Source organism: Pseudomonas paraglycinae (genome assembly GCF_021601625.1).
Lineage (GTDB): Bacteria > Pseudomonadota > Gammaproteobacteria > Pseudomonadales > Pseudomonadaceae > Aquipseudomonas > Aquipseudomonas paraglycinae.
On record NZ_BQHR01000002.1, the window covers coordinates 143953 to 169143 of the forward strand.

At 60.4% G+C, this 25191-nt stretch carries 25 protein-coding genes; 15 read left to right on the plus strand and 10 right to left on the minus strand.

The features are described 5' to 3' along the window. Positions 1–9 precede the first annotated feature (9 nt). The 3 genes from alg8 to yaaA form a co-directional block, all read right to left on the minus strand. Positions 10–1491 carry a mannuronan synthase gene (gene alg8, locus L6D82_RS02870; RefSeq protein WP_163974069.1) on the minus strand — a complete coding sequence of 494 codons (1482 nt, stop codon included), beginning with the start codon at positions 1489–1491 and terminating at the stop codon, positions 10–12. 83 nt (positions 1492–1574) lie between these two features. Then, positions 1575–2891, minus strand: coding sequence for a nucleotide sugar dehydrogenase (locus L6D82_RS02875; protein WP_011332560.1), 1317 nt, complete (start codon positions 2889–2891; stop codon positions 1575–1577). Positions 2892–3702: 811 nt separating this feature from the next. Continuing rightward, positions 3703–4482, minus strand: coding sequence for a peroxide stress protein YaaA (gene yaaA / locus L6D82_RS02880; RefSeq protein ID WP_064382456.1), 780 nt, complete (start codon positions 4480–4482; stop codon positions 3703–3705). A 138-nt stretch (positions 4483–4620) separates the two neighbouring features. Here yaaA and L6D82_RS02885 point away from each other — a divergent pair, with 138 nt between their 5' ends. The 6 genes from L6D82_RS02885 to L6D82_RS02910 all read left to right on the plus strand — a co-directional run bounded on the left by L6D82_RS02885 (position 4621) and on the right by L6D82_RS02910 (position 9718). Further along, a complete protein-coding gene (locus L6D82_RS02885; protein WP_236188021.1) occupies positions 4621–5745 on the plus strand; it encodes a polysaccharide deacetylase family protein in 1125 nt (374 codons plus the stop codon). A 349-nt stretch (positions 5746–6094) separates the two neighbouring features. Then, a complete protein-coding gene (locus tag L6D82_RS02890) occupies positions 6095–7489 on the plus strand; it encodes a PhoH family protein (RefSeq protein ID WP_007957320.1) in 1395 nt (464 codons plus the stop codon). A gap of 101 nt (positions 7490–7590) precedes the next feature. Next, on the plus strand, positions 7591–8064 hold the full coding sequence (moaC, locus tag L6D82_RS02895; protein WP_007957321.1) for a cyclic pyranopterin monophosphate synthase MoaC: 474 nt from the start codon (positions 7591–7593) through the stop codon (positions 8062–8064). Beyond that, the gene (locus L6D82_RS02900) at positions 8061–8303 is read left to right on the plus strand and encodes a MoaD/ThiS family protein (protein WP_085608143.1); all 243 of its coding nucleotides are present in this window, start codon (positions 8061–8063) and stop codon (positions 8301–8303) included. Before moaC ends, L6D82_RS02900 begins: the two co-directional genes overlap by 4 nt. A gap of 3 nt (positions 8304–8306) precedes the next feature. Beyond that, complete coding sequence (gene moaE / locus L6D82_RS02905; RefSeq protein ID WP_236188023.1) at positions 8307–8759, plus strand: molybdopterin synthase catalytic subunit MoaE; 453 nt, start codon at positions 8307–8309, stop codon at positions 8757–8759. A gap of 182 nt (positions 8760–8941) precedes the next feature. Next, positions 8942–9718: an ABC transporter substrate-binding protein gene (locus L6D82_RS02910; protein ID WP_011332566.1), complete on the plus strand. Its 777-nt coding sequence runs from the start codon at positions 8942–8944 to the stop codon at positions 9716–9718. Between the two features lie 37 nt (positions 9719–9755). Here the strand turns inward: L6D82_RS02910 and L6D82_RS02915 are convergent, their stop codons facing one another. From L6D82_RS02915 to L6D82_RS02935, 5 genes are all read right to left on the minus strand, one after another. Further along, a complete protein-coding gene (locus tag L6D82_RS02915; protein WP_085729709.1) occupies positions 9756–10397 on the minus strand; it encodes a helix-turn-helix transcriptional regulator in 642 nt (213 codons plus the stop codon). A 93-nt stretch (positions 10398–10490) separates the two neighbouring features. Further along, positions 10491–11618 carry an NAD(P)/FAD-dependent oxidoreductase gene (locus tag L6D82_RS02920; protein ID WP_085746994.1) on the minus strand — a complete coding sequence of 376 codons (1128 nt, stop codon included), beginning with the start codon at positions 11616–11618 and terminating at the stop codon, positions 10491–10493. Positions 11619–11632: 14 nt separating this feature from the next. Next, entirely contained in the window at positions 11633–12577 is a 945-nt protein-coding gene (locus tag L6D82_RS02925; protein ID WP_102686914.1) for an ornithine cyclodeaminase family protein, read from the minus strand. A gap of 124 nt (positions 12578–12701) precedes the next feature. After that, positions 12702–14180, minus strand: a complete 1479-nt coding sequence (gene rhlB / locus L6D82_RS02930) for an ATP-dependent RNA helicase RhlB (protein ID WP_085746996.1) — start codon at positions 14178–14180, stop codon at positions 12702–12704. A 96-nt stretch (positions 14181–14276) separates the two neighbouring features. Continuing rightward, positions 14277–14933: an alpha/beta hydrolase gene (locus L6D82_RS02935; RefSeq protein ID WP_085690612.1), complete on the minus strand. Its 657-nt coding sequence runs from the start codon at positions 14931–14933 to the stop codon at positions 14277–14279. Between the two features lie 467 nt (positions 14934–15400). Between L6D82_RS02935 and L6D82_RS02940 the strand changes: the two genes are divergently transcribed. From L6D82_RS02940 to L6D82_RS02980, 9 genes are all read left to right on the plus strand, one after another. After that, positions 15401–16432 carry an amino acid ABC transporter substrate-binding protein gene (locus L6D82_RS02940; protein ID WP_007957332.1) on the plus strand — a complete coding sequence of 344 codons (1032 nt, stop codon included), beginning with the start codon at positions 15401–15403 and terminating at the stop codon, positions 16430–16432. Positions 16433–16497: 65 nt separating this feature from the next. Next, positions 16498–17679 (plus strand): amino acid ABC transporter permease, encoded by a 1182-nt coding sequence (locus tag L6D82_RS02945; protein ID WP_085746997.1) that lies wholly within the window; start codon positions 16498–16500, stop codon positions 17677–17679. A 10-nt stretch (positions 17680–17689) separates the two neighbouring features. After that, positions 17690–18787, plus strand: a complete 1098-nt coding sequence (locus L6D82_RS02950; RefSeq protein ID WP_007957335.1) for an amino acid ABC transporter permease — start codon at positions 17690–17692, stop codon at positions 18785–18787. Positions 18788–18798: 11 nt separating this feature from the next. Next, on the plus strand, positions 18799–19563 hold the full coding sequence (locus L6D82_RS02955; protein WP_007957337.1) for an amino acid ABC transporter ATP-binding protein: 765 nt from the start codon (positions 18799–18801) through the stop codon (positions 19561–19563). Between the two features lie 137 nt (positions 19564–19700). Beyond that, positions 19701–20360: a FadR/GntR family transcriptional regulator gene (locus tag L6D82_RS02960; RefSeq protein ID WP_085747000.1), complete on the plus strand. Its 660-nt coding sequence runs from the start codon at positions 19701–19703 to the stop codon at positions 20358–20360. Continuing rightward, entirely contained in the window at positions 20350–21654 is a 1305-nt protein-coding gene (locus L6D82_RS02965) for a CynX/NimT family MFS transporter (RefSeq protein WP_236188024.1), read from the plus strand. Before L6D82_RS02960 ends, L6D82_RS02965 begins: the two co-directional genes overlap by 11 nt. Positions 21655–21754: 100 nt before the next feature. Next, complete coding sequence (locus tag L6D82_RS02970) at positions 21755–22228, plus strand: nuclear transport factor 2 family protein (RefSeq protein ID WP_085747002.1); 474 nt, start codon at positions 21755–21757, stop codon at positions 22226–22228. Positions 22229–22267: 39 nt separating this feature from the next. Next, complete coding sequence (locus L6D82_RS02975; RefSeq protein WP_085747003.1) at positions 22268–22570, plus strand: GIY-YIG nuclease family protein; 303 nt, start codon at positions 22268–22270, stop codon at positions 22568–22570. 277 nt (positions 22571–22847) lie between these two features. Next, positions 22848–23783 (plus strand): glutathione S-transferase family protein, encoded by a 936-nt coding sequence (locus L6D82_RS02980; RefSeq protein ID WP_236188026.1) that lies wholly within the window; start codon positions 22848–22850, stop codon positions 23781–23783. Positions 23784–23814: 31 nt separating this feature from the next. Here the strand turns inward: L6D82_RS02980 and L6D82_RS02985 are convergent, their stop codons facing one another. Both L6D82_RS02985 and yejK read right to left on the minus strand, forming a co-directional pair. Beyond that, positions 23815–24165, minus strand: a complete 351-nt coding sequence (locus tag L6D82_RS02985; protein ID WP_236188027.1) for a glutaredoxin family protein — start codon at positions 24163–24165, stop codon at positions 23815–23817. Then, positions 24165–25169: a nucleoid-associated protein YejK gene (yejK, locus tag L6D82_RS02990; protein WP_007957356.1), complete on the minus strand. Its 1005-nt coding sequence runs from the start codon at positions 25167–25169 to the stop codon at positions 24165–24167. The genes L6D82_RS02985 and yejK overlap by 1 nt, the downstream gene beginning before the upstream one ends. Between the last annotated feature and the right edge of the window lie 22 nt (positions 25170–25191).

The window sequence follows — 25191 nt, forward strand, 5'->3', positions numbered from 1 at the left end:
AGGGGCAGGTCAGACCATCATCAGCAGCACGGCGACGAAAATGCTGCCGGCGGAGAAGGTCATGGTCCGAGACGACCAGGTGTTGAACCAACGTTGAAAGCTGGCGAGATCACGGGTCAGGGAAGTGGGTTGTCGGGTCCAGGATTGTTGGTCGAGGCGGAAGAACACGTAGATCTTCACCAGCGCGCCGACGATCTGGTTGTAATAGAGAATCGCCGGGTAGGCCGGACCGATCCGGTGGCCCGAGCAGGACAGCAACAGCGTCAGAATCAGACGGGTGATGCCGATCCACAGCAGGTAAACCAGGATGAACGCGGTGCCGTACTTGAAGCTGGCGATGATCGCCACGGTCAGGCCGAGCAAGGATGTCCACATCGATACGCGCTGGTCGAACAGCACCACCGAGGTGAAGGCGCCGAGGCGTTTTACACCCAGGCCCAGCGCTCGCGAGTTCTGGCGCAGGTTGTTGCCGTACCAACGGAACATCAGTTTGCGGCTGGCCTTGATGAAGCTCTTTTCGGGCGGGTGTTCAACGGTGTTGATCGCGGCATCCGGCACGTAGAAGGTGTCGTAGCCCAGGCGCATCAGGCTGAACCAGCTCGACTTGTCGTCGCCGGTCAGGAACTTGAATCGGCCCAGGCGCCAGTGTTGCAGCGAGTCGCTTTCGACGTCGGCGATGAATTCCGGGTTGGTGACCACGGTGGCGCGGAACACCGACATGCGGCCGGTCATGGTCAGCACGCGTTTGGACAGGGCCATCGAGCACATGTTGATGTGGCGCTGGGCGAAACGCAGCTTGTGCCATTCGCTCATGATGTAGCCGCCGCGCACTTCGCAAAATTCGTTGGTGGTCAGGCCGCCGACGTTGCCGAACATCTGGAACCACGGCACGGTTTTGCGCACGACGCCTTCGCCGAGCACGGTGTCGCCGTCGATCACGGCCACCACGGCGCGGTCGTCCGGCAGGTGACGGGAGATCGCGCGGAAACCATAGGCCAGGCCATCGCGTTTGCCGGTGCCGGGAATGCGCACGAAGTCGAGTTTCACCCGGTCTGGCGGATTCATCCGCGCCCACAGTGCCTTGACCAGCAGCTCGTCCGACATTTCGACGATCGAGCAGACCACGGTGGTCGGCAGTTCGCAGTCGATGGCTTCGCGGATCACCGAGCTGTAAACCTGCGCGGTGGTCAACGCGTCGATGCGGAAACTGGTGACCATCAGAAACACATGCGACGGGTCCGCCGCTTTACCCAGCTTGCGAACCTTGCGGCGCAGGTGCGGGTAGACGATGTAGAGAAAAATCATGCCGCGTACAAAGTGCGTGGCACCCATCGAATAGCGCCAGATACCTACGGCGCCAATCAGGAAAATGAAGTCCTTCGACTCGGAGTCGAATGTGGACGTGGGCAGCATCAGGGCCAGGCCCATCAGCAGGCTCAGAAACAAAAGCCAGCCGGCGGATTGCAGAAAAAAATGTTTGAGCTTGGACATGACCGTCATCCGAAGGTGATGGGGGCTTCAAGCCGCCCGCCGATTCACGGCGTGCGGCCTGAAGCTCGAGGCTTGCTGCTGCGTTACCAGCAGATCCCTTCGGTACGGCTACCAGCGCTGGTGGCCTTGGACATGAAGCCCACCAGGTCGATCACCTGCTTGCCCTGCGGCGCTTCTTCGGCCAGGGCGCGGAACTTCTCGTCGCGGTTGCCGAGGATGATCACGTCGGAGTTGTCGATCACCGAATCGAAGTCCGAATTGAGCAGGGACGATACGTGCGGGATCTTCGACTCGATGTAGTCCTTGTTCGCGCCGTGGACACGAGCGTACTGGACGTTGCTGTCGTAGATGCTCAGGTCGTAGCCCTTGCCGATCAGCATCTCGGCCAGTTCCACCAGCGGACTTTCGCGCAGGTCGTCGGTGCCGGCCTTGAAGCTCAGACCGAGCAGGGCGACTTTGCGTTTGTCGTGGCTTTCAACGATGTCGAAGGCGTTCTGCACTTGCGATTCGTTGCTGCGCATCAGCGAGTTGAGCAGCGGCGCTTCGACGTCCAGGGAACCGGCGCGGTAGGTCAGGGCGCGCACATCTTTCGGCAGGCACGAACCGCCGAAGGCGAAGCCCGGGCGCATGTAGTACTGGGACAGGTTGAGGGTCTTGTCCTGGCAGACCACGTCCATCACTTCGCGGCCATCGACGCCCACAGCTTTGGCGATGTTGCCGATCTCGTTGGCGAAGGTCACTTTGGTGGCGTGCCAGACGTTGCAGGTGTACTTGATCATCTCGGCGACGGCGATGTCCTTGCGGATGATCGGTGCGTCGAGTTCTTCGTACAGCGATTGCAGAACGTCACCCGACGCCTTGTCGAACTCGCCGATGACGGTCATCGGTGGCAGGTCGTAGTCGGCGATTGCGGTGGATTCACGCAGGAACTCAGGGTTCACGGCGACACCGAAATCAACGCCGGCTTTCTTGCCGGAGCAGTCTTCGAGGATCGGGATGACAACGTTTGCCACGGTGCCCGGCAATACGGTGCTGCGCACCACGATGGTGTGGCGGGTGGACTTTTCACGCAGGACAAAACCGATCTCGCGGCATACCGCTTCGATGTAGTTCAGTTCCAGGTCGCCGTTCTTTTTGCTCGGCGTACCGACGCAGATCATCGACAGGTCGGTGTCGCGAATCGCTTCGGCGAAGTTGGTCGTGCCGCGCAGACGACCGGTCTGAATACCTTGTGCCAGCAACTCGCCCAGGCCCGGTTCGACAATGGGAGATTTGCCAGCGTTGATCATGTCGATCTTGTCTTTGGCAACATCGACGCCCACTACGTCGTGGCCCCGAGCAGACAGGCAACCGGCACATACTGCGCCAACGTAACCCAAACCAAATATGCTGATGCGCATCGCAATTACCTCTGTATATATCAGGCCTTAGAGGGCCGGAGTTAATGGTGTTCAGCGTTCATTAGTGCACTCGAAAGTGCGGCATACAGGCGCCACAATGCCGTGTGCAGGCATACTTAAGTTCCGAGTGTCTAAATAAGTGCACTCAAGATGTGCGCAACCAGGCCTTGTTGTTATGACGTGCCCTGTTATGCAGCCGATCTTCTTTGGAGAAGACTCTTGTGCAATCGTCTTGCGCGCTCGATGTCAGGATGAAAGTCCCGTAAATCAAGCGGTTGGGTGCTCAGGTGAGCACGTTTATAAGGGCGCGGCCATGGCCTTTGTAGGGGATATTAATGGTGCGTATCTCCTGTCCATCGTCTGCTTTGAGACTAGTTAGTCATCTAGACAAGTTGCTGTGACAACTTGGTTACATGGCTATCTGCTCCGCGTAAGTTATCTCGTACAAACTCGGCGAGAATCGTTACCGGTGGTATGAGCTATGCATTCGGACGAAGTTCCTGTCCGCTCATCGCGAAATCTGAAATTTCTTGAAATATTGTCGGAGATGGCACCAGTATCAATTTGATAGCAATTTCGTTTTCGACCTTTAATAACAGGCGAAAAATCACGTTAGATAGTTTTGTGCCACTACGGTGAAAAAATTTAGGTGCCACTACTGAAAAAAATGATCAGTGTCGAGTGAAACTAATCTTAGAAAAGACAGGGATGTTTTTCTGGCGCCAGTAAAATGGCGAAATGTGGCGGGGGTTTTTTGACATCGTGCGAGCTGCACGACTCTTCATATAAAGAGTCGTGCATTAGGCATGCTTTATTCGGGGGCGTGATCGCGTAGAAACACCAGATTATCCGGTTTCGATTGCTCGGCGCTGTAGCGATAACCCTGCACATCGAACTGCTTGAGCAGGGCCGGATCGTTGATTTTTTCCTGGATCACGAAGCGGCTCATCAGGCCCCGGGCTTTCTTGGCGTAGAAGCTGATGATCTTGTACTGGCCGTTTTTCAGGTCCTTGAATTCGGTGTTGATGATCCGCGCATTCAAGGCTGTGCGTTTGACCGCCGAGAAGTATTCGTTGGACGCCAGGTTCAGCAACACGTCGTCGCCCTGGTCGGCCAGCGCTTCATTCAGCCATTCGCTGATGCGCGTGCCCCAGAAGGCGTACAAGTCCTTGCCACGGGCGTTGGCCAGTTTGGTGCCCATTTCCAGGCGATACGGCTGCATCAGGTCGAGCGGCCGCAGCAGGCCGTAAAGGCCGGAGAGCATGCGCAGGTGCTGTTGCGCGTAGTCGAAATCGGCTTCGCTGAACGACTGGGCATCAAGTCCGGTGTAGACGTCGCCCTTGAAGGCCAGCAGTGCCTGTTTGGCGTTTTCCGGGGTGAACGCCGGTGTCCAGCTGCCGAAACGCGCGGCGTTGAGACCGCCGATCTTGTCGGACACGTGCATCAGTTCGCTGATCTGCGCCGGGCTCAGCTCGCGCAGTTGCTGGATCAGTTCCTGGGAATGGTCGAGGTATTGCGGCTGGGTGAAGCGCTGGGTCGCCGGCGGTGTTTCGTAATCGAGGGTCTTGGCGGGGGAAATCACCATCAGCATGAAGTCGTCTCCTTTAATCGTGGGGGCGATTCTAGGGGGTTGGGGCGGATGACTCCAGCTATCGCGTCCATAGGTGATCGGCGGTTTACGAGCCGGATCGGCTATAGTGCGGCGCGGGTTTTGTTATGGAGACACCCTTTGCGCATTGTTCTTTTCTTCACCGCATGGCTGTTGAGCGTCGGTGCCGTTGCGGCGCCGGGCGATATCGCGACGCTGGATCGCGGCAGCTGGCCGGAAAAACTCGACAATCCGACCCTGTTCGATGTCGCCTCGCGGGCGGAAATCCTGATGTTCGCCCGCGGCCTGCTCGGCACCGAAGCGCTGGACGAAGCGGCGCTCGCCCAGCGTCTGGGGCTGCGCACGGTCAATCTGGATGCAATCAACAGCCTGCGCGAGCGCCTGTGGCAGCGGCTGCTGGCCAACTACAACTTTGCCCAGCAAAGCTGCGATCAGGACGCCTCGTTCTGCTTCCTCGTCGAAGACCTGCCGACCCTGCGCGAGCAGGCCGCCAAATTCGTGGTCAGCGACGAAAGCTATTACACCAAGTGGGCCGAGCCGAGCCGGATCTTCCACCTGCAATACCTCGATGAGCTGATGCGCAAGGCTGCGCTGTCGCCGCAGACCAGCAGCGAACTCGATCATTTCGGAGACTACGAGCGCAACGGCGACGACATGCACGATCGCTTGTTTCTGCTGAGTTTCGACAGCGCCGCCAACCTGCAACCGGACAACACCGACTGGCTCGCCGAGTACCTGCGCAAGTCGAACCTGAGCGGCACCTTTTTCATGCTGGGCAAGGATGTTCAGGCGCGGCTGGCCGACCGTTCCGTCAGCAGCCTGCAAGCGGCGTTTTCGCAGCAGTGCGTCGGCGTGCAGGGCTGGGAGTTCCGCTCCCACAGCCACTGGCAGGACTGGCAGGATTCGGTGCGGCGCAGTGCCGATCTGGTCAAGAACAAGTTGCCGGAGAACTACGTGCCGCTGTTCCGTCCACCGGAAGGGCAACGTCGTAGCGATGCCCGGAGCTTTTTCAACAGCCAGGGCCTGCAAGTGGCGCTGTGGGACATCGATGCCCAGGACGGCGCCGGCAAGCTCAAGGGCGCTCCGAGCGCGCAGCGGGTGCTGACCCTGATGCTGCTGTGGCGGCACGGGGTGATCAATTTCAACATGAAGCAGGATGCGGTAAAGACCGCGTTGCCGTGGCTGATCACGCAAACCGCGCAAAGCGGCATCGGCTGGGAAGACTGTCAGGACGCGTTTCGCTGAAAAACGGCAAGAGCCCGGAAACATTGGGCTTGGGATGAATTTTTTGCAGAATTCGATGCAGGCGGACTTCCGACTCTAACGGGGGCAGGGCGGTCCGCCAAGGGCTTTTCGTCACTTTGCAAAATAAACTTCAAAAAAGCGTCAAAGTGCTTTTTTCTGTCACGGGTTTTGGAGTATTACGAAGTCAGACCGCCGAAACCTGCAACACAGGTGGCGTCTTCCAAGACCCATTTTGTGTGCGGTTCACCTGCTATCCCGACAAAAGCTGTGCAGGTGGATTCGGCAGTCACTTCGAGGCGCAGCACCGCCGAGGTATTGCGTCGAATGGCTCCCACAAAGGTGACCGAGTATGGATGATCACGGACGTAGCCCTTCCTCCAACCAGCCAATCCTTTATGTACTCGATACCAACGTACTGATTCACGATCCAAACGCCCTGCTGAATTTCGAAGAACACCACGTCGCGATCCCGATGACCGTGCTTGAAGAGCTGGACAAGCTCAAGAGCGGGCATCACAGCGTGGCCGCCGAATGCCGTCAGGCTATCCGGCTGATCGACAAGACCCTGGGCGATGCTTCACCCGATGATGTCGAACAGGGCGTGCCGATCCAGCGCGGCAAGGGCGGCCCGAAGGGCTTGCTGTCGATTCTGATGAGCAAGCAGGCCGAATCGAACCTGATTCTGCCCGAGCATCTGAACGACAACAAAATCATCAACCAGCTGATCGACCTGCATACCCGCGACCCGAAAAAACCGGTGGTGCTCGTTACCAAAGACATCAACATGCGCCTCAAGGCGCGCGCCTGCGGGATCGACGCCGAGGACTACAGCACCGACCAGTTGGTTGACGACGTGTCCCTGCTGCCCAACGGCTATCACAACATGACCGGCTCCTTCTGGGACCGCGTGAGCAAGGTCGAAACCCGTCAGGACCACGGCCGCACCTGGCATCAGGTACAGCTGATCGACAACCTGCCTGCCGTGCACATCAACGAGTTCATCATCGATGAGCAGGGCTTCGTCGGCTGGATCAAGGAGATCGAAGAAGACAAGCTGCTGATCCTCGACCTGCACCAGGAACCGCTGTTGCATCAGGAAGCCTGGGGCCTCAAGCCACGGGACATCTACCAGAGCCTGGCGCTGTACGCGCTGCTGGATCCGGATATTCACCTGGTCAACCTGTCCGGCGCCGCCGGCTCGGGTAAAACCATTCTGGCGCTGGCCGCGGCGATCGAGCAGACCATGGTCAGCAAGCGCTATCGCCGCATCATCGCCACCCGCAGCGTGCAGGGCCTGGACCAGGAAATCGGCTTCCTGCCCGGCACCGAGGCGGAAAAAATGGAGCCGTGGCTGGGCGCCATCACCGACAACCTCGAAGCCTTGCACATGGATGACGAAAACACCCATGGCAGCGTCGACTACATCCTCAGCAAAGTGCCGTTGCAGTTCAAATCGCTCAACTACATTCGCGGTCGCAGCTTCCAGCAGAGCCTGATCCTGATCGACGAATGCCAGAACCTCACGCCGCACCAGATGAAAACCATCATCACCCGGGCCGGCGCCGGTTCCAAAGTGGTGTGCCTGGGCAACCTGGCACAGATCGATACCCCTTACCTGTCCGCGACCAGCTCCGGGCTGACCTACCTGACCGAACGCTTCAAGGATTTCCCCAACGGTGTGCACATCACCCTGCAAGGGGTGCCTCGCTCGATCCTGGCCGAATACGCCGAATCGCATCTGTAACCGTCAAACCGAACCGGGCGACTGCAAAGTCGCCCGGTTTTTTATGTGCGCAATTCTGACCCCCAGGTTTACAATCGACGCTCCTGATCAGGAGTAATCCCGTGCTGACTCATCTCGATTCCCAAGGTCGCGCCAACATGGTCGACGTCACCGAAAAAGCCGTGACGTTCCGTGAAGCGACGGCCCAAGCGCTGGTGCGCATGCTGCCCGACACCCTGCAGATGATCGTCAGCGGTGGCCATCCCAAGGGCGACGTGTTTGCCGTGGCGCGCATTGCCGGCATTCAGGCGGCGAAGAAAACCAGTGACCTGATTCCCCTGTGCCATCCGTTGATGCTGACCGGCGTCAAGGTCGAACTCAGTGCCGAAGGCGATGACGCGGTGCGCATCGTGGCTCGCTGCAAATTGTCCGGGCAGACCGGCGTCGAGATGGAAGCGCTGACCGCCGCCAGCGTCGCCGCCCTGACCATCTACGACATGTGCAAGGCCGTGGATCGTGGCATGACCATCGAAAGCGTACGTCTGCTGGAAAAGGTTGGCGGCAAGAGCGGGCATTTCCAGGCGGAGCAGCCATGAACCTGACCGTGAAGTTTTTTGCCCGTTACCGTGAGGCGCTGGGCGTGGATTCGGTGAAGGTCGAAGGTGATTTCGCCACCGTCGATGACGTTCGTGCGTTGCTGGCGCAGCGTGAGGGCGCCGAGGTGCTGAGCGAACAGAACCTGATGTGCGCGCGCAACGAAGACCTCTGCCAGCTCGACGAACCGGTGGTCGATGGCGACGAAGTGGCGTTTTTTCCTACCGTGACCGGAGGCTGAGACATGGGCATTCGGGTGCAGTCCCAACCGTTCGATCCGGGCGCTGAAGTCAACGCGATGCACGCGGCCAATGTCGGGGTCGGCGCGGTGGTGAGTTTTGTCGGTTACGTGCGCGACTTCAACGATGGCCTCGATGTCGCCGGGATGTTCCTCGAACACTATCCGGGAATGACCGAAAAAGCCCTCGGCAAGATCGCCGTTGAAGCCGAGGAGCGCTGGCCGCTGTTGAAACTGGAAGTGCTGCACCGCATCGGCGCGCTGGAACCGGGCGAGCCGATCGTGTTCGTCGCCGCCGCCAGTGCCCATCGTCAGGCGGCATTCGACGCCTGCGCCTTCGTCATGGATTACCTGAAAACCCGCGCACCGTTCTGGAAAAAAGAGAACACCAGCGACGGCCCGCGCTGGGTCGAGGGTCGCGACAGCGATCATGCGGCGGCGGATCGCTGGAAGCAGTAACTCCTCTCCCCAGCCTATCTCCCTCGACTCCCGACCATCGGCTGACGCCGATGGTGTTTGTCCAATTGACGGTTTGTACGTAAAAGTCCAGTATGGATTTACAAGTACAAAAAAGGTCTTTTCCCCGTTTCAGCTTTTTCTTCTGTCTTGCCAAACCAACAACAACCCGCGAGAGAACGAACATGAAGAAATTCCCCCTCATCACCGGTCTGGCGCTGAGCCTGTTGGCGTGCAGCAGCGCGTTCGCCGCCGAGAAAACCCTGCGCATCGGTATCGAAGCGGCGTATCCGCCCTTCGCCTCGAAGACCGACAAGGGTGAAATCGTCGGTTTCGACTACGACATCGGCAATGCCCTGTGCGCGCAGATGCAGGTCAAGTGCGTGTGGGTCGAGGGCGAGTTCGACGGTCTCATTCCTTCCCTGAAAGTGAAGAAAATCGACATGGCGCTGTCGTCCATGACCATCAATGAAGACCGCAAGAAGTCGGTGGACTTCACCCACAAGTACTATTTCACCTCGTCGCGGCTGGTGATGAAGGAAGGCGCGAGCGTCGATGACCAGTACGCCAGCCTCAAGGGCAAGACCGTCGGCGTGCAGCGTGCGACTACCACCGACCGTTACGCCACCGAGGTGTTCGAGCCCAAGGGCATCAACGTCAAGCGCTACGGCAACAACGAAGAAATCTACATGGACCTGGCGGCCGGGCGTCTCGATGCGATTTTCGCCGACACCATCCCGCTGACCGACTTCCTGTCGATGCCGCGCGGCAAGGGTTACGCCTTCGTCGGGCCTGAGCTGAAGGATCCGAAATACGTGGGCGAGGGCGCGGGGATTGCGGTGCGCAAGGGCAACACCGAACTGGTCAGCCAGTTGAACACTGCCATCGACGGCATTCGCGCGAGTGGCGAGTATCAGAAAATTTCCGAGAAGTACTTCAAGTCGGACATCTACGGCGACTGAGTCTGAAGACCGTGCAGCCTTCGCAGGCTGCACGGTTTCAGCCCTTCAATTCCTTCAAGTGCTTGTACACCGTCGCCCGCCCCATGTTCAGTACATTGGCTACATAGTTCGAGGCGCTCTTGCCCTTGAACGCTCCCTCGGCGTGCAGCGCCAGCACCAGTTCGCGTTTGTGATCGCGGGTCAGCAAATTCAGGCTCAGTTGCCGCTCGCGTAGCCAGGCGTGCAGGAAAGTGTTGATGCGCTCCTGCCAGTCATCGCGAAACAGCGAGTCCGGTTGCGGGATCAGTTTGCTCGGCGAGAGGAACAGGTCCAGCGCAGCCTTGGCATTTTCGAACAGCGAAATATTCAGATTGATGCACAGCACCGCCAGCGGATGACCTTCGCTGTCGCGCAGCACGGTGCTCAGGCTGCGAATCTTCTGGCCGTCCCAGTTGAGCTTTTCGTACGGACCGATGTTCCGTTCGCTGACGTCGTCGCTGAGCATGTCTTCCAGCGACGATTCATCGCCGATCACCCGTTTCGACAGGTTGTTGGCGATGTAGTCGACCTTCTGCGTGCGCAGGTCGTGCAGCACCACTTCGGCGTGGGGAAAGAACAGCGTGGCAATGGCGTCGGCGATGGCGTGGTAGTTGTCCAGCGCGGCGTCATTCAGCTCGGGCGTGTGTTCGGGGGCGGTCATAACTGTGGAGCTCCAGGCAACGTCAACGCCCCCGTGATCCGGGGGCGTTGCGAGTGTGCCGCAATCCGTCGGGCGCGTCATCCGGGCGGACGGTCAGGCCAGGCGGGCAGGGGCGAGCATGGCGGCGGTCAGGCCGAATTGCTTGAGATGGTCGGGCAACGATTCGCCACGTACCAGCGCCGCGCTGGCCATGCCCATCGCCGGCGAAGTCTGGATGCCGTAGCCACCCTGGGCCGCGACCCAGAACAGCCCCGGCACCTGAGGATCGAAGCCGGACAGCAAATCTCCATCGGTGACGAAACTGCGCAGGCCGGCCCAGGTGCGGGTCGGGCGGCGGATGGTCAGCGTCGTCGCTTCCTCGATCTGGTAAATGCCCATGGCAATGTCCAGTTCTTCCGGCTGCACGTCGTGGGGCTCCACCGGGTCGGCATTGGCCGGTGAGCCGAGGAACATCCCGGCGTCGGGCTTCATGTAGAAGGATTCGTCGAGGCTGACCAGCATCGGCCAGTGATGAATGTCCACGCCTTCCGGGCCGGCGAAGATGAACGCCGCGCGGCGTTTCGGTTGCAGGCCCAGCGGCTTGGCGCCGGCGAGGGCACCGATCTTGTCGGCCCAGGCGCCTGCTGCGTTGATCACGATGGGCGCGCTGAAGGTCTGGCCGTTGGTCTGCACATGCCAGATGCCGTCGGCGTCCCGGCTCAGTCCGAGCACTTCGCAATCGGTCTGCACCTGGCCGTTGTTGCGACGGATGCCGCGCAGATAACCTTGATGCAGGGCGTCGGTGTCGATGTCGCTGGCGGTCGGGTCGTAGATCGCGCCATGGACTTTTTCCCGGCGCAGGATCGGCAGCCGCGCGCAGGCTTCATCCGCGCTGAGCAACTGCATCTCCGGCACCGTGGCTTTGGCGCTGAGGTATTGATTGTTCAGCTCGGCGACGTCACCGGTGAAGTCCACGGTCATTTCCCCGCGCGGGGTCAGCAGCGGGTGCTCGCAGAAGCCGCTGGGCGGATGGTCGAAGAATTCGCGGCTGGCCAGGGTCAGCGCCCGGACCTGCGCAGTGCCATAAGCGGCGGTGAAGAGCGCAGCCGAACGCCCGGTGGAGTGATAGGCCGGGTGCGACTCGCGCTCCAGCACCACGACCTTGCCGTGCTGCGACAGCCAGAAACCGGTGGACGCGCCGGCAATCCCGCCGCCGATGATGATGAAATCTGCATGACTCATGAAAATCTCCGGTGTCAGCGCTGCAATTGATAGACGGCGTTGGCCAAGGCGATGTCTTCCAGGCCCAGACCGATGGAGCGGAAAAACACGTGACGGTTGTAATCGGGACGCTGCACTTTTTCGCTGAGCAGATCCGCCAGGTCACCGAGGATCGCGTTGTTGTCCCAGCCATGTTGTTCGCGGGCGATCAGCATCTCGCCGGCCGAGCCCGGGGTGGTCAGACGATAGTCGCAGAACACCTGCATGTCGTTGAGGCTTTGCGGCGGCACTTCGTGGGCGCGCGGTGCGTTGGTGCTGATCGAGGTGATCAGCGCCGGTTTGCTCAAGGTTGCCGGGTCGATCACGGGGCCTGCGGACGAGGTGCAGAGCATGATCACGTCGGCTTCGGCGATGGCGGTTTCGCGGCTGTCGGCGATGTTCACCCGTGGATCGAGGGCTTGCAGTTGGCGGGCGGTGGCCGGGTCTTCGCTCAAGGTCGGCGAGTACACACTGATGCTCTGCCAGTTGCGCAACGCTTTGACGTAATGCAGGTGCGCCTGGGCGACCTTGCCACTACCAATGATTGCCAGGCGCGCGGCCTTTAACGGGGCGAGGGCATCGACCGCCACGGCGGTGGTCGCAGCTGTGCGGGCAGTCGTCAGTTCGCCGGCATCGCAGAGCAGCAGCGGTTGACCGGTCTGCATCGACATCAGCAGTGTCCACGCGGTCACCAGCGGGCCTTGTTCGCGAACGATGTAAGGCGAAGTCTTGACCCCGTACACGCCGTCTTCCGCCAGCACGCCCAGATAGTTGATGAAGTCCCCGGCACCCTGAGGGAATTCCACCAGTTGCTGCGCCGGTTGCACCGCATGCCCGGCCGCCAGATCGCGGAACAGCTTGCGCAGGATCTGCGGCACATCGATCCGGGCCAACAGCTCGCGGGCCTGGGTTTGGTCGATCACGTAAGGCGTACTGGACATGTCAGACTCCGGAGACTGTTTCTAAACTAATTTGTCCATTATGGACTTTTAGTTTTGTTGAACAATATCCGGGTGAAAAAAAAGCGCAGTCCGTTGCCGGCTGCGCTTCTCTTTATGGCGTCGCTTACTGTGGACGCTTGCGCTCAACCGCCCGCAATAGATGGGTCGGCGGCGTTTCACAGCTGATCTTGCGACCGAGTTTTTCTTCGATGGACGGCAACTGATAGGAGTCGTCTTCACCGGCAAAGCTGATCGACACACCGTCGGCGCCAGCACGACCGGTACGACCGATACGGTGCACGTAGTCGTCCGGGACTTCCGGCAGGGTGAAGTTGATCACGTGGCTGATGCCGTCGATGTGGATACCGCGACCGGCCACGTCGGTGGCGACCAGTACCCGGATCTTGCCTTCGCGGAAGCCTTCGAGCGTCTTGATCCGCTTGTGCTGCGGCACGTCGCCGGACAGCTGCGCGGCGTTGATGCCGTCACGCACCAGGCGTTCCTCGATACGGCGCACTTCGTCCTTGCGGTTGGCGAACACGATCACACGCTCCCAACCGTTGTCGTTGACCAGGTTGAAGAGCAGTTTGTATTTGTCGGCACCGGCCACCGCGTAGATGTGCTGTTCGACGTTTTCGTTGGCCACGTTGGTGACCTCGATTTCGACGATCGCAGGATCGGTGGTCCACTGCTTGGCGAGGTTCATCACGTCATCGGTGAAGGTCGCGGAGAACAGCAGGGTCTGACGTTCGCTTTTCGGCGGGGTCTGGCGAATGATCTGACGAACCTGCGGGATGAAGCCCATGTCGAGCATGCGGTCGGCTTCGTCGAGCACCATCACTTCGACCATGTCCAGATGTACGTCACCGCGCTGGTTGAAGTCGAGCAGGCGGCCCGGGGTCGCGACGAGGATGTCGCAATGGCGCGCTTCGAGGTGCTTGAGCTGCTTGTCGAAATCCATGCCGCCGACGAACGTCATGACGTTGAGGCCGGTGTACTTGGTCAGGTCGGCGGCGTCCTTGGCGATCTGCACCACCAGCTCGCGGGTCGGCGCGATGATCAGCGCCCGTGGCTCGCCCATGTAGCGCTCTTTCGGCGGCGGGGTCTGCAACAGCTGGGTGATGATCGAGATCAGGAACGCGGCGGTCTTGCCGGTGCCGGTCTGGGCGCGGCCGATGGCGTCTTTGCCGGCGAGGGTGTAACCCAGCACCTGAGCCTGGATCGGCGTGCAATACGGGAAACCCAGGTCGTGGATGGCGTGCATCAGTTCCGGGGCGAGCTTGAAATCGTGGAAGCGGGTCTTGCCTTCCTGGGGCTCGACGACGAAGTCTTCGAGTTTCCAGGGAATCACCGGCGCCTTGGGCTTGGGTTCGCGACGTGGTCTGGCCGGTTTTGGTGCTTCGCTGCGGGCTGGCTCGGTGGCGGGCACGGCAGCTGGAGCGGGTTTCGGTTCGCGTTTGGGCGTCGTGGCGGGCGTCTGGCGGTCGGCCTGGCTGGCATCGCTGCGATGACCGGGGGCGTGCGACGGCGCAGTGGGGACTGGCGCGAGCTGCTCAGCCTCGCTTTTACCGAACATTTTCTTGAGTGCTTTGAGCACGGTCATCTCATCAATTGTTTAAGGAATGTACGCCGGCCAGTGTAATGCAAGAAACGGGCGCGGCGTAGTGGGATGATCAAAGGGCGACCCCTGTCGCAATTGTCAGCGCAGGCGTTCGCTCAACCATGTGCCGATGTCGCGAATTTCTTCGGGTAACACTTCGTGCTCCATTGGGTATTCCTGCCATGTCACGGTGACACCATGGGCCTTGAGATACTCATAAGCCGTGCGTCCCATCGAGTTCTGCACCACGTTGTCGAACTGGCCGTGCAGCGACAGCACCGGAATCCGCTGCTGGCTGGCGGACAACTCCAGTTCATCGCTGAACGTCGGCGCGTATGTCGATAATGCCAGCACCCCGCCTAACGGCCCCTGCCATTTCAGAAACGCGGTGTGATAGACCACGGCGCCACCCTGGGAGAACCCGGCGAGGAAAATCCGCGAGGCGTCTATTCCGCTGCTTCGCTGTTCTTCGATCAATTCGATGATGCGGTCGGCAGACGCTTCCAGCTCATCGCGGTCGATCGCCCGGGCCGGGCTCATCGCCTTGATGTCGTACCAGCTCGGCATGGCATAGCCGCCATTTATCGTCACCGGACGGGTCGGCGCCTGGGGCAGGACGAAACGCGTGCTCAGCAGGCTTTCCTGAAGCGCTTCGGCCACCGGCAGAAAGTCGTAGCGGTCGGCGCCGAGGCCGTGCAGCCAGATCACGCAGGCGTCTGCGGGCTTAACAGGCTGAAGAATCAAGGGCTCGGTCATGGCTGCTCCAATTGTGTGCGGGCGCTCTCATTGAGTGCGTGATTTGCGTGCGCGCCCGGTTGATCCGTTAAGAAGATGTCGCAAGGCTGCAAGTTTTGCTATTGACCTGTCACTCAACCGCTTCAGCTGCCGGTGTGGTACGGGCTTTGCTATGAGGTAGTCGTGCAATCGATCTCGCGCCTGGCGGTAACACTATCAGTGAACGCCTGGCGACGGGATAGCAAAGAATCCGGTGATGGATGTTCGCCAATGGCCGCAACGGGCTTAGCGAACGTGAAAGGGCTACCGCCCGTTCGGCCGACTGGTGAGAAGTGAGTTGTCCATGATGTGGATTTTCTCCTACTAGACTCATAGCGAAGGTCCTGCGTCGGTTGACCCCAAAAAAAGCCAACACGGGTCAACAACGCCTCAAAAGGGTGCGACTGGACTCAAGCTCCGACACAACAAGAGCAAAACTGGAGGTTTGAATGAAGATGTTGAAATCCACTCTGGCGATCGTGACTGCTGCTGCAGTACTGGGTGTCAGCGGGTTCGCTCAGGCGGGTGCAACCCTGGATGCAGTGAAGAAGAAAGGATTCGTGCAGTGCGGCGTCAGTGATGGCTTGCCAGGCTTCTCGGTTCCGGATTCCACCGGCAAGATCGTGGGTATCGATGCTGACGTCTGCCGCGCTGTGGCGGCTGCCGTGTTCGGCGACGCGACCAAGGTCAAGTTCAGTCAGTTGAACGCCAAGGAGCGTTTCACCGCGCTGCAGTCGGGCGAGATCGACATCCTGTCGCGCAACACCACCATGACCAGCTCCCGTGACGCGGGCATGGGGCTGAAATTCCCGGGCTTCATTACCTACTACGACGGTATCGGCTTCCTGGTAAACAACAAGCTGGGCGTGAAGAGTGCCAAAGAGCTGGACGGTGCAACCATCTGCATCCAGGCCGGTACCACCACCGAGCTGAACGTTTCCGACTACTTCCGCGGCAACGGTCTGAAATACACCCCGATCACTTTCGACACCTCCGATGAAAGCGCCAAGTCGCTGGAATCCGGTCGTTGCGACGTGCTGACCTCCGACAAGTCCCAGCTGTTCGCCCAGCGCAGCAAGCTGGCTTCGCCGAAGGACTACGTGGTTCTGCCGGAAACCATTTCCAAGGAACCACTGGGCCCGGTCGTGCGTAACGGCGACGACGAGTGGCTGGCCATCGTGCGTTGGGTTGGCTACGCGCTGCTGAACACCGAAGAAGCGGGCATCTCTTCGAAGAACGTCGAAGCGGAAGCCAAAGCGACCAAGAACCCGGATGTCGCTCGTATGCTCGGCGCAGACGGCGAATACGGCAAAGACCTGAAACTGCCGAAGGACTGGGTCGTACAGATCGTCAAGCAAGTCGGCAACTACGGCGAAATCTTCGAGAAAAACCTCGGCAAGAGCACTCCGCTGGAAATCGACCGCGGCCTGAACGCGCTGTGGAACAACGGCGGCATTCAATACGCACCACCAGTGCGCTGATGGTTCTGTCACCCGGCAGGCCAACTGCCGGGTGACGTTCTGTTCCATTATTTCCGGGGCACTTCATGCAAAATTCAATCGGCGCACCAAAGCAGAGGCTCAGCCTCAGCGATCCACGAGTGCGTGCGTGGGTATTTCAGATCATCACCATCGTGGCGGTGGTCTCCCTGGGCTGGTATCTGTTCGATAACACCCAGACCAACCTGCAACACCGGGGTATCACTTCGGGGTTCGACTTTCTGGAGCGCAGTGCCGGGTTCGGCATCGCTCAACACCTGATCTCCTACACCGAAGCGGACAGTTATGCCCGGGTGTTTGTCATCGGCCTGCTCAACACGCTGCTGGTGACCTTCATCGGTGTGATCCTGGCCACGATCCTCGGCTTCATCGTCGGCGTCGCGCGCCTGTCGAAGAACTGGATCATTTCCAAACTGGCAACGGTGTACGTGGAGGTTTTCCGTAACATCCCGCCACTGCTGCAGATCCTGTTCTGGTACTTCGCGGTGTTCCTGACCATGCCGGGGCCGCGCAACAGCCACAACTTCGGCGATACCTTCTTCGTCAGCAGCCGTGGCCTGAACATGCCGGCCGCGCAAATGGCCGACGGCTTCTGGGCGTTCATGGTCAGCATCGTGGTGGCCATCGTCGCCATCGTGCTGATGAGCCGCTGGGCCAACAAGCGCTTTGAAGCCACCGGCGAGCCGTTCCACAAGTTCTGGGCCGGCCTGGCGCTGTTCCTGGTGATCCCGGCGGTGTGCGCGCTGATCTTCGGTGCCCCCGTGCACTGGGAAATGCCGAAGCTGCAAGGCTTCAACTTCGTCGGTGGCTGGGTGCTGATTCCGGAACTGCTGGCCTTGACCCTGGCGCTGACGGTTTACACCGCGGCGTTCATCGCCGAGATCGTGCGTTCGGGCATCAAGTCGGTCAGCCACGGCCAGACCGAGGCGGCGCATTCGCTCGGCCTGCGCAACGGCCCGACTCTGCGCAAGGTGATCATTCCGCAAGCGCTGCGGGTCATCATCCCGCCGCTGACCAGCCAATACCTGAACCTGGCGAAGAACTCCTCGCTGGCGGCCGGTATCGGTTATCCGGAAATGGTTTCGCTGTTCGCCGGCACCGTGCTGAACCAGACCGGTCAGGCGATCGAAGTCATTGCCATCACCATGAGCGTGTACCTGGCGATCAGTATCAGCATTTCCCTGCTGATGAACTGGTACAACAAGCGCATCGCGCTGATCGAGCGGTAAGGAATAGCGCATGAGTACTCATACTTTCAAACCCGACATGCCACCGCCGGCCAAGGTCTTCGGCCCGATGGCGTGGATCCGCGCGAACATGTTCTCCAGCTGGCTCAACACCCTGCTGACCCTGTTCGCGTTCTACCTGATCTACCTGGTGATTCCGCCGATCCTCAGCTGGGCGATCATCGATGCCAACTGGGTCGGCACCACCCGCGCCGACTGCACCAAGGACGGCGCCTGCTGGGTCTTCATCCAGCAGCGTTTCGGCCAGTTCATGTACGGCTACTACCCGCCGGAACTGCGCTGGCGCGTGGACCTGACCGTGTGGCTGGCGGTCATCGGCGTGGCGCCACTGTTCATCAAGCGCGTGGCGCACAAGGCGGTATACGGCCTGAGCTTCCTGGTGGTCTACCCGATCGTTGCCTGGTGCCTGCTGCATGGCGGCGTCTTCGGCCTCGACACCGTGGCGACCAGCCAGTGGGGCGGTCTGATGCTGACCCTGGTGATCGCCACTGTCGGCATCGCCGGTGCATTGCCGCTGGGGATTGTCCTGGCGCTGGGCCGGCGTTCGAACATGCCGGCGATCCGAGTGGTCTGCGTGACCTTCATCGAGTTCTGGCGCGGCGTGCCGTTGATCACGGTGCTGTTCATGTCCTCGGTGATGCTGCCGCTGTTCCTGCCCGAAGGCATGAACTTCGACAAGCTGCTGCGGGCGCTGATCGGCGTGATCCTGTTCCAGTCGGCGTACGTCGCCGAGGTGGTGCGCGGCGGTCTGCAAGCGATCCCCAAAGGTCAGTACGAAGCCGCGGCCGCGATGGGCCTCGGTTACTGGCGCGCCATGGGCCTGGTGATTCTGCCGCAAGCCCTGAAGCTGGTGATTCCCGGCATCGTCAACACCTTCATCGCGCTGTTCAAGGACACCAGCCTGGTGATCATCATCGGCCTCTTTGACCTGCTCAACAGCGTCAAGCAAGCCGCTGCCGATCCGAAATGGCTGGGCATGGCCACCGAAGGCTACGTGTTCGCCGCCCTGGTGTTCTGGATTTTCTGTTTTGGCATGTCGCGCTATTCCATGCACCTGGAACGCAAGCTCGACACTGGCCACAAGCGTTAGGAGTTTTTTCGATGAGCGAAGCAATCAAAAAGCCAGTGGGCCCTGAAGGCATCATTCAGATGCAGGGCGTGAACAAGTGGTATGGCCAGTTCCACGTGCTGAAAGACATCAACCTCAACGTGCGTCAGGGCGAGCGTATCGTGCTGTGCGGCCCGTCGGGTTCCGGCAAGTCCACCACAATCCGCTGCCTCAACCGTCTGGAAGAGCACCAGCAGGGCCGCATCGTGGTCGATGGCGTGGAGCTGACCAACGACCTCAAGCAGATCGAAGCGATTCGCCGTGAAGTCGGCATGGTATTTCAGCACTTCAACCTGTTCCCGCACCTGACCATCCTGCAGAACTGCACCCTGGCGCCGATGTGGGTACGCAAGATGCCCAAGCGCAAAGCCGAGGAAATCGCCATGCATTACCTGGAACGCGTACGCATTCCGGAGCAGGCGCACAAGTACCCGGGGCAATTGTCCGGCGGTCAGCAGCAGCGTGTGGCGATCGCCCGCGCGCTGTGCATGAAACCGAAAATCATGCTGTTCGACGAACCGACCTCGGCACTCGACCCGGAGATGGTGAAAGAGGTACTCGACACCATGATCGGCCTGGCCGAAGACGGCATGACCATGCTCTGCGTGACCCACGAAATGGGCTTCGCCCGCACCGTGGCCAACCGCGTGATCTTCATGGACAAGGGCGAAATCGTTGAACAGGCGGCGCCGAACGACTTCTTCGACAATCCGCAGAATGATCGGACGAAGCTGTTCCTGAGTCAGATTCTGCATTGATCCTGATCGGGCGTTGAAATAAACCCGGACTGAGTTCCGGGTTTATTTTTGCCCGGATTTTGTCGGTTGCCCCGGCTGAACAATCTGACTACCCTGTCAGCAAATTCATCCCATGATTGGATGACAGGGCGAATTTCATGTCAGAAAACTCATTATTGATAAAACGATCCCTAGTCGATCAGGCCCTGGATCAATTGCGACAACGCATCACCGATGGCACGTGGCAGGTCGGTCAGCGTTTGCCGACCGAGCCCGAGCTGTGCGCCGAGCTCGGCATCAGCCGCAACACCGTGCGCGAGGCGATGCGGGTGCTGGCGTTTTCCGGGTTGATCGAAATCCGTCAGGGTGACGGCAGTTACCTGCGGGCGGTGGTCGATCCGATGGACACGCTCAAGGCGCTGTCCAAATGCTCGCTGGACCAGGCCCGGGAAACCCGGCACATCCTTGAAGTCGAGGCCATCGGCCTGGCGGCCTTGCGCCGGACCGATGAAGACCTCGTCGCGTTGCGCGAGGCGCTGGGTGTCGCCGGCAGCCACTACCACGGCGACCTCGACAGTTACATCCGCTGCGATCTGGTCTTCCACCGCCGTCTGGTGGATGCCGCGCACAACCCGACCCTCAGCGAGCTGTATCGCTATTTTTCCAGCATCGTTGGCGCGCAATTGCGCCAGACCCTGAACATCGTCCCCCGTCGACAGGAAGTCTTCGATTTGCACGTCGCCTTGCTTGAGGCCGTCGAGCAGCGCGATCCGGAGCGGGCCAAAGCCCTGTCGAGGCAATTGATCAATGAACCCTGAAACCGAGAAAACCATGTCCCGCCCCGAAGCCGTCAACGCCCCCAAACGCACCGCCGAGCTCGAGGAGTTGTTGATCGACGCCGAAGCCGATGACGAGCAGGTGCAGCAAAGCCATCCGCTGGTGCGTCGCCCGTGGCTGTTGCTGCTGGGGTTGATTCTGGTGGCGCTGAACCTGCGACCGGCGCTGTCGAGCATGGCGCCGCTGCTCAGTGAGGTGTCGAAAAGCCTTGGCTTGTCAGCTGCTCAGGCAGGATTGCTGACGACGTTGCCGGTGCTTTGCCTCGGTCTGTTCGCTCCGCTGGCCCCGATACTTGCGCGGCGTTTCGGTGCCGAGCGGGTGGTCTTGGGAATTCTGCTGACACTGGCCGGCGGCATCATCCTGCGCAGCAATTTCGGTGAAATCGGTCTGTTCGCCGGCAGCGTGCTGGGCGGCGCGAGCATCGGCATCATCGGCGTGTTGCTGCCGGGCATCGTCAAGCGTGACTTCGCCAAGCATGCCGGCACCATGACCGGTGTCTACACCATGGCTCTGTGTCTGGGCGCGGCGATGGCGGCGGGCTCCACCGTGCCGCTGAGCGAGCACTTCGACCACAGCTGGGCCATGGGCCTGGGTTTCTGGGTGATTCCGGCGCTGGTGGCGGCAGTGTTCTGGCTGCCGCAAATCGGCCAGAAGCACGGCGCGCACAATGTCGCGTATCGAGTGCGTGGTCTGTTGCGTGATCCGCTGGCCTGGCAGGTGACCTTGTACATGGGCCTGCAATCGTCGCTGGCCTACATCGTGTTCGGCTGGTTGCCGTCGATCCTTATCGGTCGCGGGCTGACGCCGACCCAGGCCGGCCTGGTGCTGTCCGGTTCGGTGATCATCCAGCTCGCCAGCTCCCTGGCGGCACCGTGGCTGGCCACGCGCGGCAAGGATCAGCGGCTGGCGATCGTGGTGGTGATGGCGCTGACCCTCGGCGGTCTGTTCGGTTGCCTCTATGCGCCGATCGAAGGGTTGTGGGGCTGGGCGATCCTGCTGGGCCTGGGGCAGGGCGGTACGTTCAGCCTGGCGCTGACCCTGATCGTGCTTCGCTCACGGGATTCCCATGTCGCGGCGAACCTGTCGAGCATGTCCCAGGGCTTCGGCTACACCCTCGCATCCATGGGGCCGTTCGCGGTCGGCGTGGTGCATGACTGGACCGGAGGCTGGAACGCCGTGGGCTGGATCTTCGGCATTATCGGTGCCGGGGCAATCCTCGCCGGCCTCGGTGCCGGACGTGCGTTGTACGTGCAGGTGGTCAGCGAAAAGGTCTGATACGCACACACTGTCGGTATTCGGAATGCGAATGCCGATAGTGTTTCGGGCGTTTGCGGATTATCGTGCTGGCAATCTGTACCTTTCCTGGAGATTGCCCATGAGTGAAGAAGCCCACAGCGCCCTGATCACCCGTTTCTACCAGGCTTTCCAGCGCCTCGACGCCGAGGCCATGGCCGCCTGCTACACCGACGACGTAGTGTTCAGCGATCCGGCCTTCGGCGAGTTGCGCGGCCGCGATGCCGGCGACATGTGGCGCATGCTCACTACCCGCGCCAAGGACTTCTCCCTGACCTTCGACAACGTCCGCGCCGACGAGCGCAGCGGCGGCGCCCACTGGGTAGCGACGTACCTGTTCAGCCAGACCGGCAACATCGTCATCAACGACATCCAGGCACGTTTCGTCTTCCGTGACGGCAAGATCTGCGAACACCACGACTACTTCGACCTGTGGCGCTGGTCGCGCCAGGCGCTGGGCTTCAAGGGCCTGCTCCTTGGCTGGACGCCGCTGGTGCGCAACGCCGTCCGCGCCCAGGCGCTGAAAGGGCTGAAGGCATTTCAGGCGAGTCGCTGATAAGATCGCGGCCTGTTTTCCTTACGCCTGAATTGTCCCGTGACCAGCCTTAGCGAAAATCCTCTCGATGCCGACGTTCCAGTGAGCAAGTCCTGGTTCGTCTACCTCGTACGCGCCGCCAACGGTTCGCTGTACTGCGGGATCAGCGATGATCCCGTGCGCCGTTTCGCCAAGCACCAGAGCGGCAAGGGCGCACGGTTCTTTCTCTCAAGCCCGGCGATGGCGCTGGTCTACACCGAGCGTTGTCGCGACAAGGGTGATGCGTTGCGCCAGGAGCGGTTGATCAAGAAGCTCAGGAAGAGTGCGAAGGAGTGTCTGGTGGCGTCTTATCGGCACGACTGAATGAGTCCTCGAACTTTTAGATATCCCTCTCGTGGAGGCGGCACGTTGCATAAACGACAGGCAAGAAAAAACCGCCCTTGCAGGCGGTTTTTTCTATAAACCTCGGTTTGCGGCCGGGGGTTATTGCATCTCACTGGATACACTGGCGCAGCTGAAGACTATTCGCCTTTGCGCCCATTATCAACCTGACTGATCAGTTCCCATCAGCCGGATCCGTAGGCTGCGAACGAATTGCGCGCTAAGCTGCTGGCTCACTTTCTGTGCGGCGGAGCCGAGCATGTCCGAGTTGATTCTGCATCATTACCCGACCTCTCCATTCGCCGAAAAGGCCCGGCTGCTGTTGGGTTTCAAGGGCCTGTCCTGGCGCTCGGTGCACATCTCGCCGGTGATGCCGAAACCGGACCTGACCGCCCTGACAGGTGGCTACCGCAAGACTCCGGTGCTGCAGATCGGCGCCGACATCTATTGCGACACCGCGCTGATCGCCCGCCGCCTCGAGCAGGAGAAGGCTCAGCCTTCGTTCTTCCCGGAAGGTCAGGAAATGATTGCCGCCAGTTTTGCCGCCTGGGCCGATTCGGTGGTGTTCCAGCACGCGGTGAGCCTGGTGTTCCAGCCGGAATCGGTGGCAGTGCGTTTCGGCAAATTGCCGCCGGAAGCGATCAAGGCGTTCCTTGCCGATCGGGCCGGACTGTTCAGTGGTGGCAGCGCAACCAAGCTTTCAGCGGAGCAGGCCAAGCACAATTGGCCGACACTCATGGCGCGTCTGGAGCAACAGTTGCAGCGCGAAGACGGTGACTTCCTGTTCGGCGAGCCGTCGATTGCCGACTTCGCCATGGCCCATCCGCTGTGGTTCCTCAAGGCCACGCACGTGACGGCGCCCTTGGTGGATGCTTATCCGGCGGTCTCGGCTTGGCTGGGGCGTGTGCTCGGTTTTGGCCATGGCGCGGCCAGCGAGATGAGCTCCGAAGAAGCACTGGATATCGTGCGCTGTTCGAAGCCAGCGGCGTTGCCGGACGAAGAGTTCACTGATCCAAACGGGTTCGTGGCCGGTCAGCAGGTGCTGATCGCAGCGACAGACTACGGCGTTGATCCGGTGGCCGGTGAGCTGGTGTTTGCCGGTCGCGAGGAGCTAATCCTGCGCCGTGAAGACGAGCGAGGCGGGTTGGTGCATGTGCACTTCCCGCGTTTCGGTTTCCGAATCGAGAAACGCTGAAACAACTGAGGGAGCCGATTGGCTCCCTCGTTCATTTCAGTGCAGCGAGAATCTCGTCCGGATCAAACCCGCGAATCAACGTGCCATTGACGTCGATCAGCGGAATCCCGCGTCCGCCCAGCGCTTCGTACGCCTTGCGTGCCTCGGCATCCTTCTCGATATCGAATTCCTTGAACGGAATGCCTTTCTGATCGAGAAAGCGCTTGGTCTGCTTGCAGTAGCCGCACCAGTCCGTGGCGTACAGCACGACATGGGCGTTGGCGCGGACTTGCTCGGACGCCATCTGCGACGGGTTGAAGAGCCGCTCGATCTTGCCCCAGTTCTGATAGACCACGACCACCAGCAGAACCAGCAGAACCTTTTTCAGCACATTGCCGAGCATCAGTTGCGACGCTTCAACTGATCGGTGAGCGAGGTCGGCAGGCCTTTGATGACCAGCGTCCCGGCCTCTTCGTCGTATTCGATCTTCGAGCCCAGCAGGTGGGCTTCGAAGCTGATCGACAGGCCTTCGGCGCGACCAGTGAAGCGGCGGAACTGGTTGAGCGTGCGTTTATCCGCCGGAATCTCCGGCGACAGGCCGTAATCCTTGTTGCGGATGTGATCGTAGAAGGCTTTCGGGCGCTCTTCGTCGATCAGCTCCGAGAGTTCTTCCAGGCCCATGGGTTCGCCAAGCTTGGCCTGGCTGCTGGCGTAGTCGACCAGGGTCTTGGTCTTCTCGCGGGCGGAATCTTCCGGCAGGTCTTCGCTCTCGACGAAGTCGCTGAAGGCCTTGAGCAGGGTGCGGGTTTCGCCCGGGCCATCGACGCCTTCCTGGCAGCCGATGAAGTCGCGGAAGTACTCCGAAACCTTCTTGCCGTTCTTGCCCTTGATGAACGAGATGTACTGCTTGGACTGCTTGTTGTTCTGCCACTCTGAAACGTTGATCCGCGCCGCCAGGTGCAGTTGACCGAGGTCGAGGTGGCGCGACGGGGTCACGTCCAGTTGATCGGTCACCGCCACGCCTTCGCTGTGGTGCAGCAGGGCGATGGCCAGGTAATCGGTCATGCCTTGCTGATAGTGGGCGAACAACACATGGCCGCCGACCGACAGGTTCGACTCTTCCATCAGCTTTTGCAGGTGTTCGACCGCGACTTTGCTGAACGCGGTGAAGTCCTTGCCGCCTTCCATGTACTCCTTCAGCCAGCCGCTGAACGGGAACGCACCGGACTCCGGATGGAACAGGCCCCAGGCTTTGCCCTGTTTGGCGTTATAGCTCTCGTTGAGATCGGCGAGCATGTTCTCGATGGCTGCGGACTCAGCCAGTTCGGAGTCACGGGCGTGCAGGACTGCGGGTGTGCCGTCGGGTTTTTTGTCGATCAAATGGACGATGCAATGACGGATCGGCATAGGCTTCTCGGCTGGTGGAAGG

Bases quoted from the DNA above. Each gene is read 5' to 3' on its own strand.
- alg8 (WP_163974069.1), bottom strand. From the start codon at position 1,491: ATGTCCAAGCTCAAACATTTTTTTCTGCAATCCGCCGGCTGGCTTTTG.
- L6D82_RS02875 (WP_011332560.1), bottom strand. From the start codon at position 2,891: ATGCGCATCAGCATATTTGGTTTGGGTTACGTTGGCGCAGTATGTGCC.
- yaaA (WP_064382456.1), bottom strand. From the start codon at position 4,482: ATGCTGATGGTGATTTCCCCCGCCAAGACCCTCGATTACGAAACACCG.
- L6D82_RS02890 (WP_007957320.1), top strand. From the start codon at position 6,095: ATGGATGATCACGGACGTAGCCCTTCCTCCAACCAGCCAATCCTTTAT.
- L6D82_RS02900 (WP_085608143.1), top strand. From the start codon at position 8,061: ATGAACCTGACCGTGAAGTTTTTTGCCCGTTACCGTGAGGCGCTGGGC.
- moaE (WP_236188023.1), top strand. From the start codon at position 8,307: ATGGGCATTCGGGTGCAGTCCCAACCGTTCGATCCGGGCGCTGAAGTC.
- L6D82_RS02910 (WP_011332566.1), top strand. From the start codon at position 8,942: ATGAAGAAATTCCCCCTCATCACCGGTCTGGCGCTGAGCCTGTTGGCG.
- L6D82_RS02915 (WP_085729709.1), bottom strand. From the start codon at position 10,397: ATGACCGCCCCCGAACACACGCCCGAGCTGAATGACGCCGCGCTGGAC.
- L6D82_RS02920 (WP_085746994.1), bottom strand. From the start codon at position 11,618: ATGAGTCATGCAGATTTCATCATCATCGGCGGCGGGATTGCCGGCGCG.
- L6D82_RS02925 (WP_102686914.1), bottom strand. From the start codon at position 12,577: ATGTCCAGTACGCCTTACGTGATCGACCAAACCCAGGCCCGCGAGCTG.
- rhlB (WP_085746996.1), bottom strand. From the start codon at position 14,180: ATGACCGTGCTCAAAGCACTCAAGAAAATGTTCGGTAAAAGCGAGGCT.
- L6D82_RS02935 (WP_085690612.1), bottom strand. From the start codon at position 14,933: ATGACCGAGCCCTTGATTCTTCAGCCTGTTAAGCCCGCAGACGCCTGC.
- L6D82_RS02940 (WP_007957332.1), top strand. From the start codon at position 15,401: ATGAAGATGTTGAAATCCACTCTGGCGATCGTGACTGCTGCTGCAGTA.
- L6D82_RS02945 (WP_085746997.1), top strand. From the start codon at position 16,498: ATGCAAAATTCAATCGGCGCACCAAAGCAGAGGCTCAGCCTCAGCGAT.
- L6D82_RS02950 (WP_007957335.1), top strand. From the start codon at position 17,690: ATGAGTACTCATACTTTCAAACCCGACATGCCACCGCCGGCCAAGGTC.
- L6D82_RS02955 (WP_007957337.1), top strand. From the start codon at position 18,799: ATGAGCGAAGCAATCAAAAAGCCAGTGGGCCCTGAAGGCATCATTCAG.
- L6D82_RS02960 (WP_085747000.1), top strand. From the start codon at position 19,701: ATGTCAGAAAACTCATTATTGATAAAACGATCCCTAGTCGATCAGGCC.
- L6D82_RS02965 (WP_236188024.1), top strand. From the start codon at position 20,350: ATGAACCCTGAAACCGAGAAAACCATGTCCCGCCCCGAAGCCGTCAAC.
- L6D82_RS02970 (WP_085747002.1), top strand. From the start codon at position 21,755: ATGAGTGAAGAAGCCCACAGCGCCCTGATCACCCGTTTCTACCAGGCT.
- L6D82_RS02980 (WP_236188026.1), top strand. From the start codon at position 22,848: ATGTCCGAGTTGATTCTGCATCATTACCCGACCTCTCCATTCGCCGAA.
- L6D82_RS02985 (WP_236188027.1), bottom strand. From the start codon at position 24,165: ATGCTCGGCAATGTGCTGAAAAAGGTTCTGCTGGTTCTGCTGGTGGTC.
- yejK (WP_007957356.1), bottom strand. From the start codon at position 25,169: ATGCCGATCCGTCATTGCATCGTCCATTTGATCGACAAAAAACCCGAC.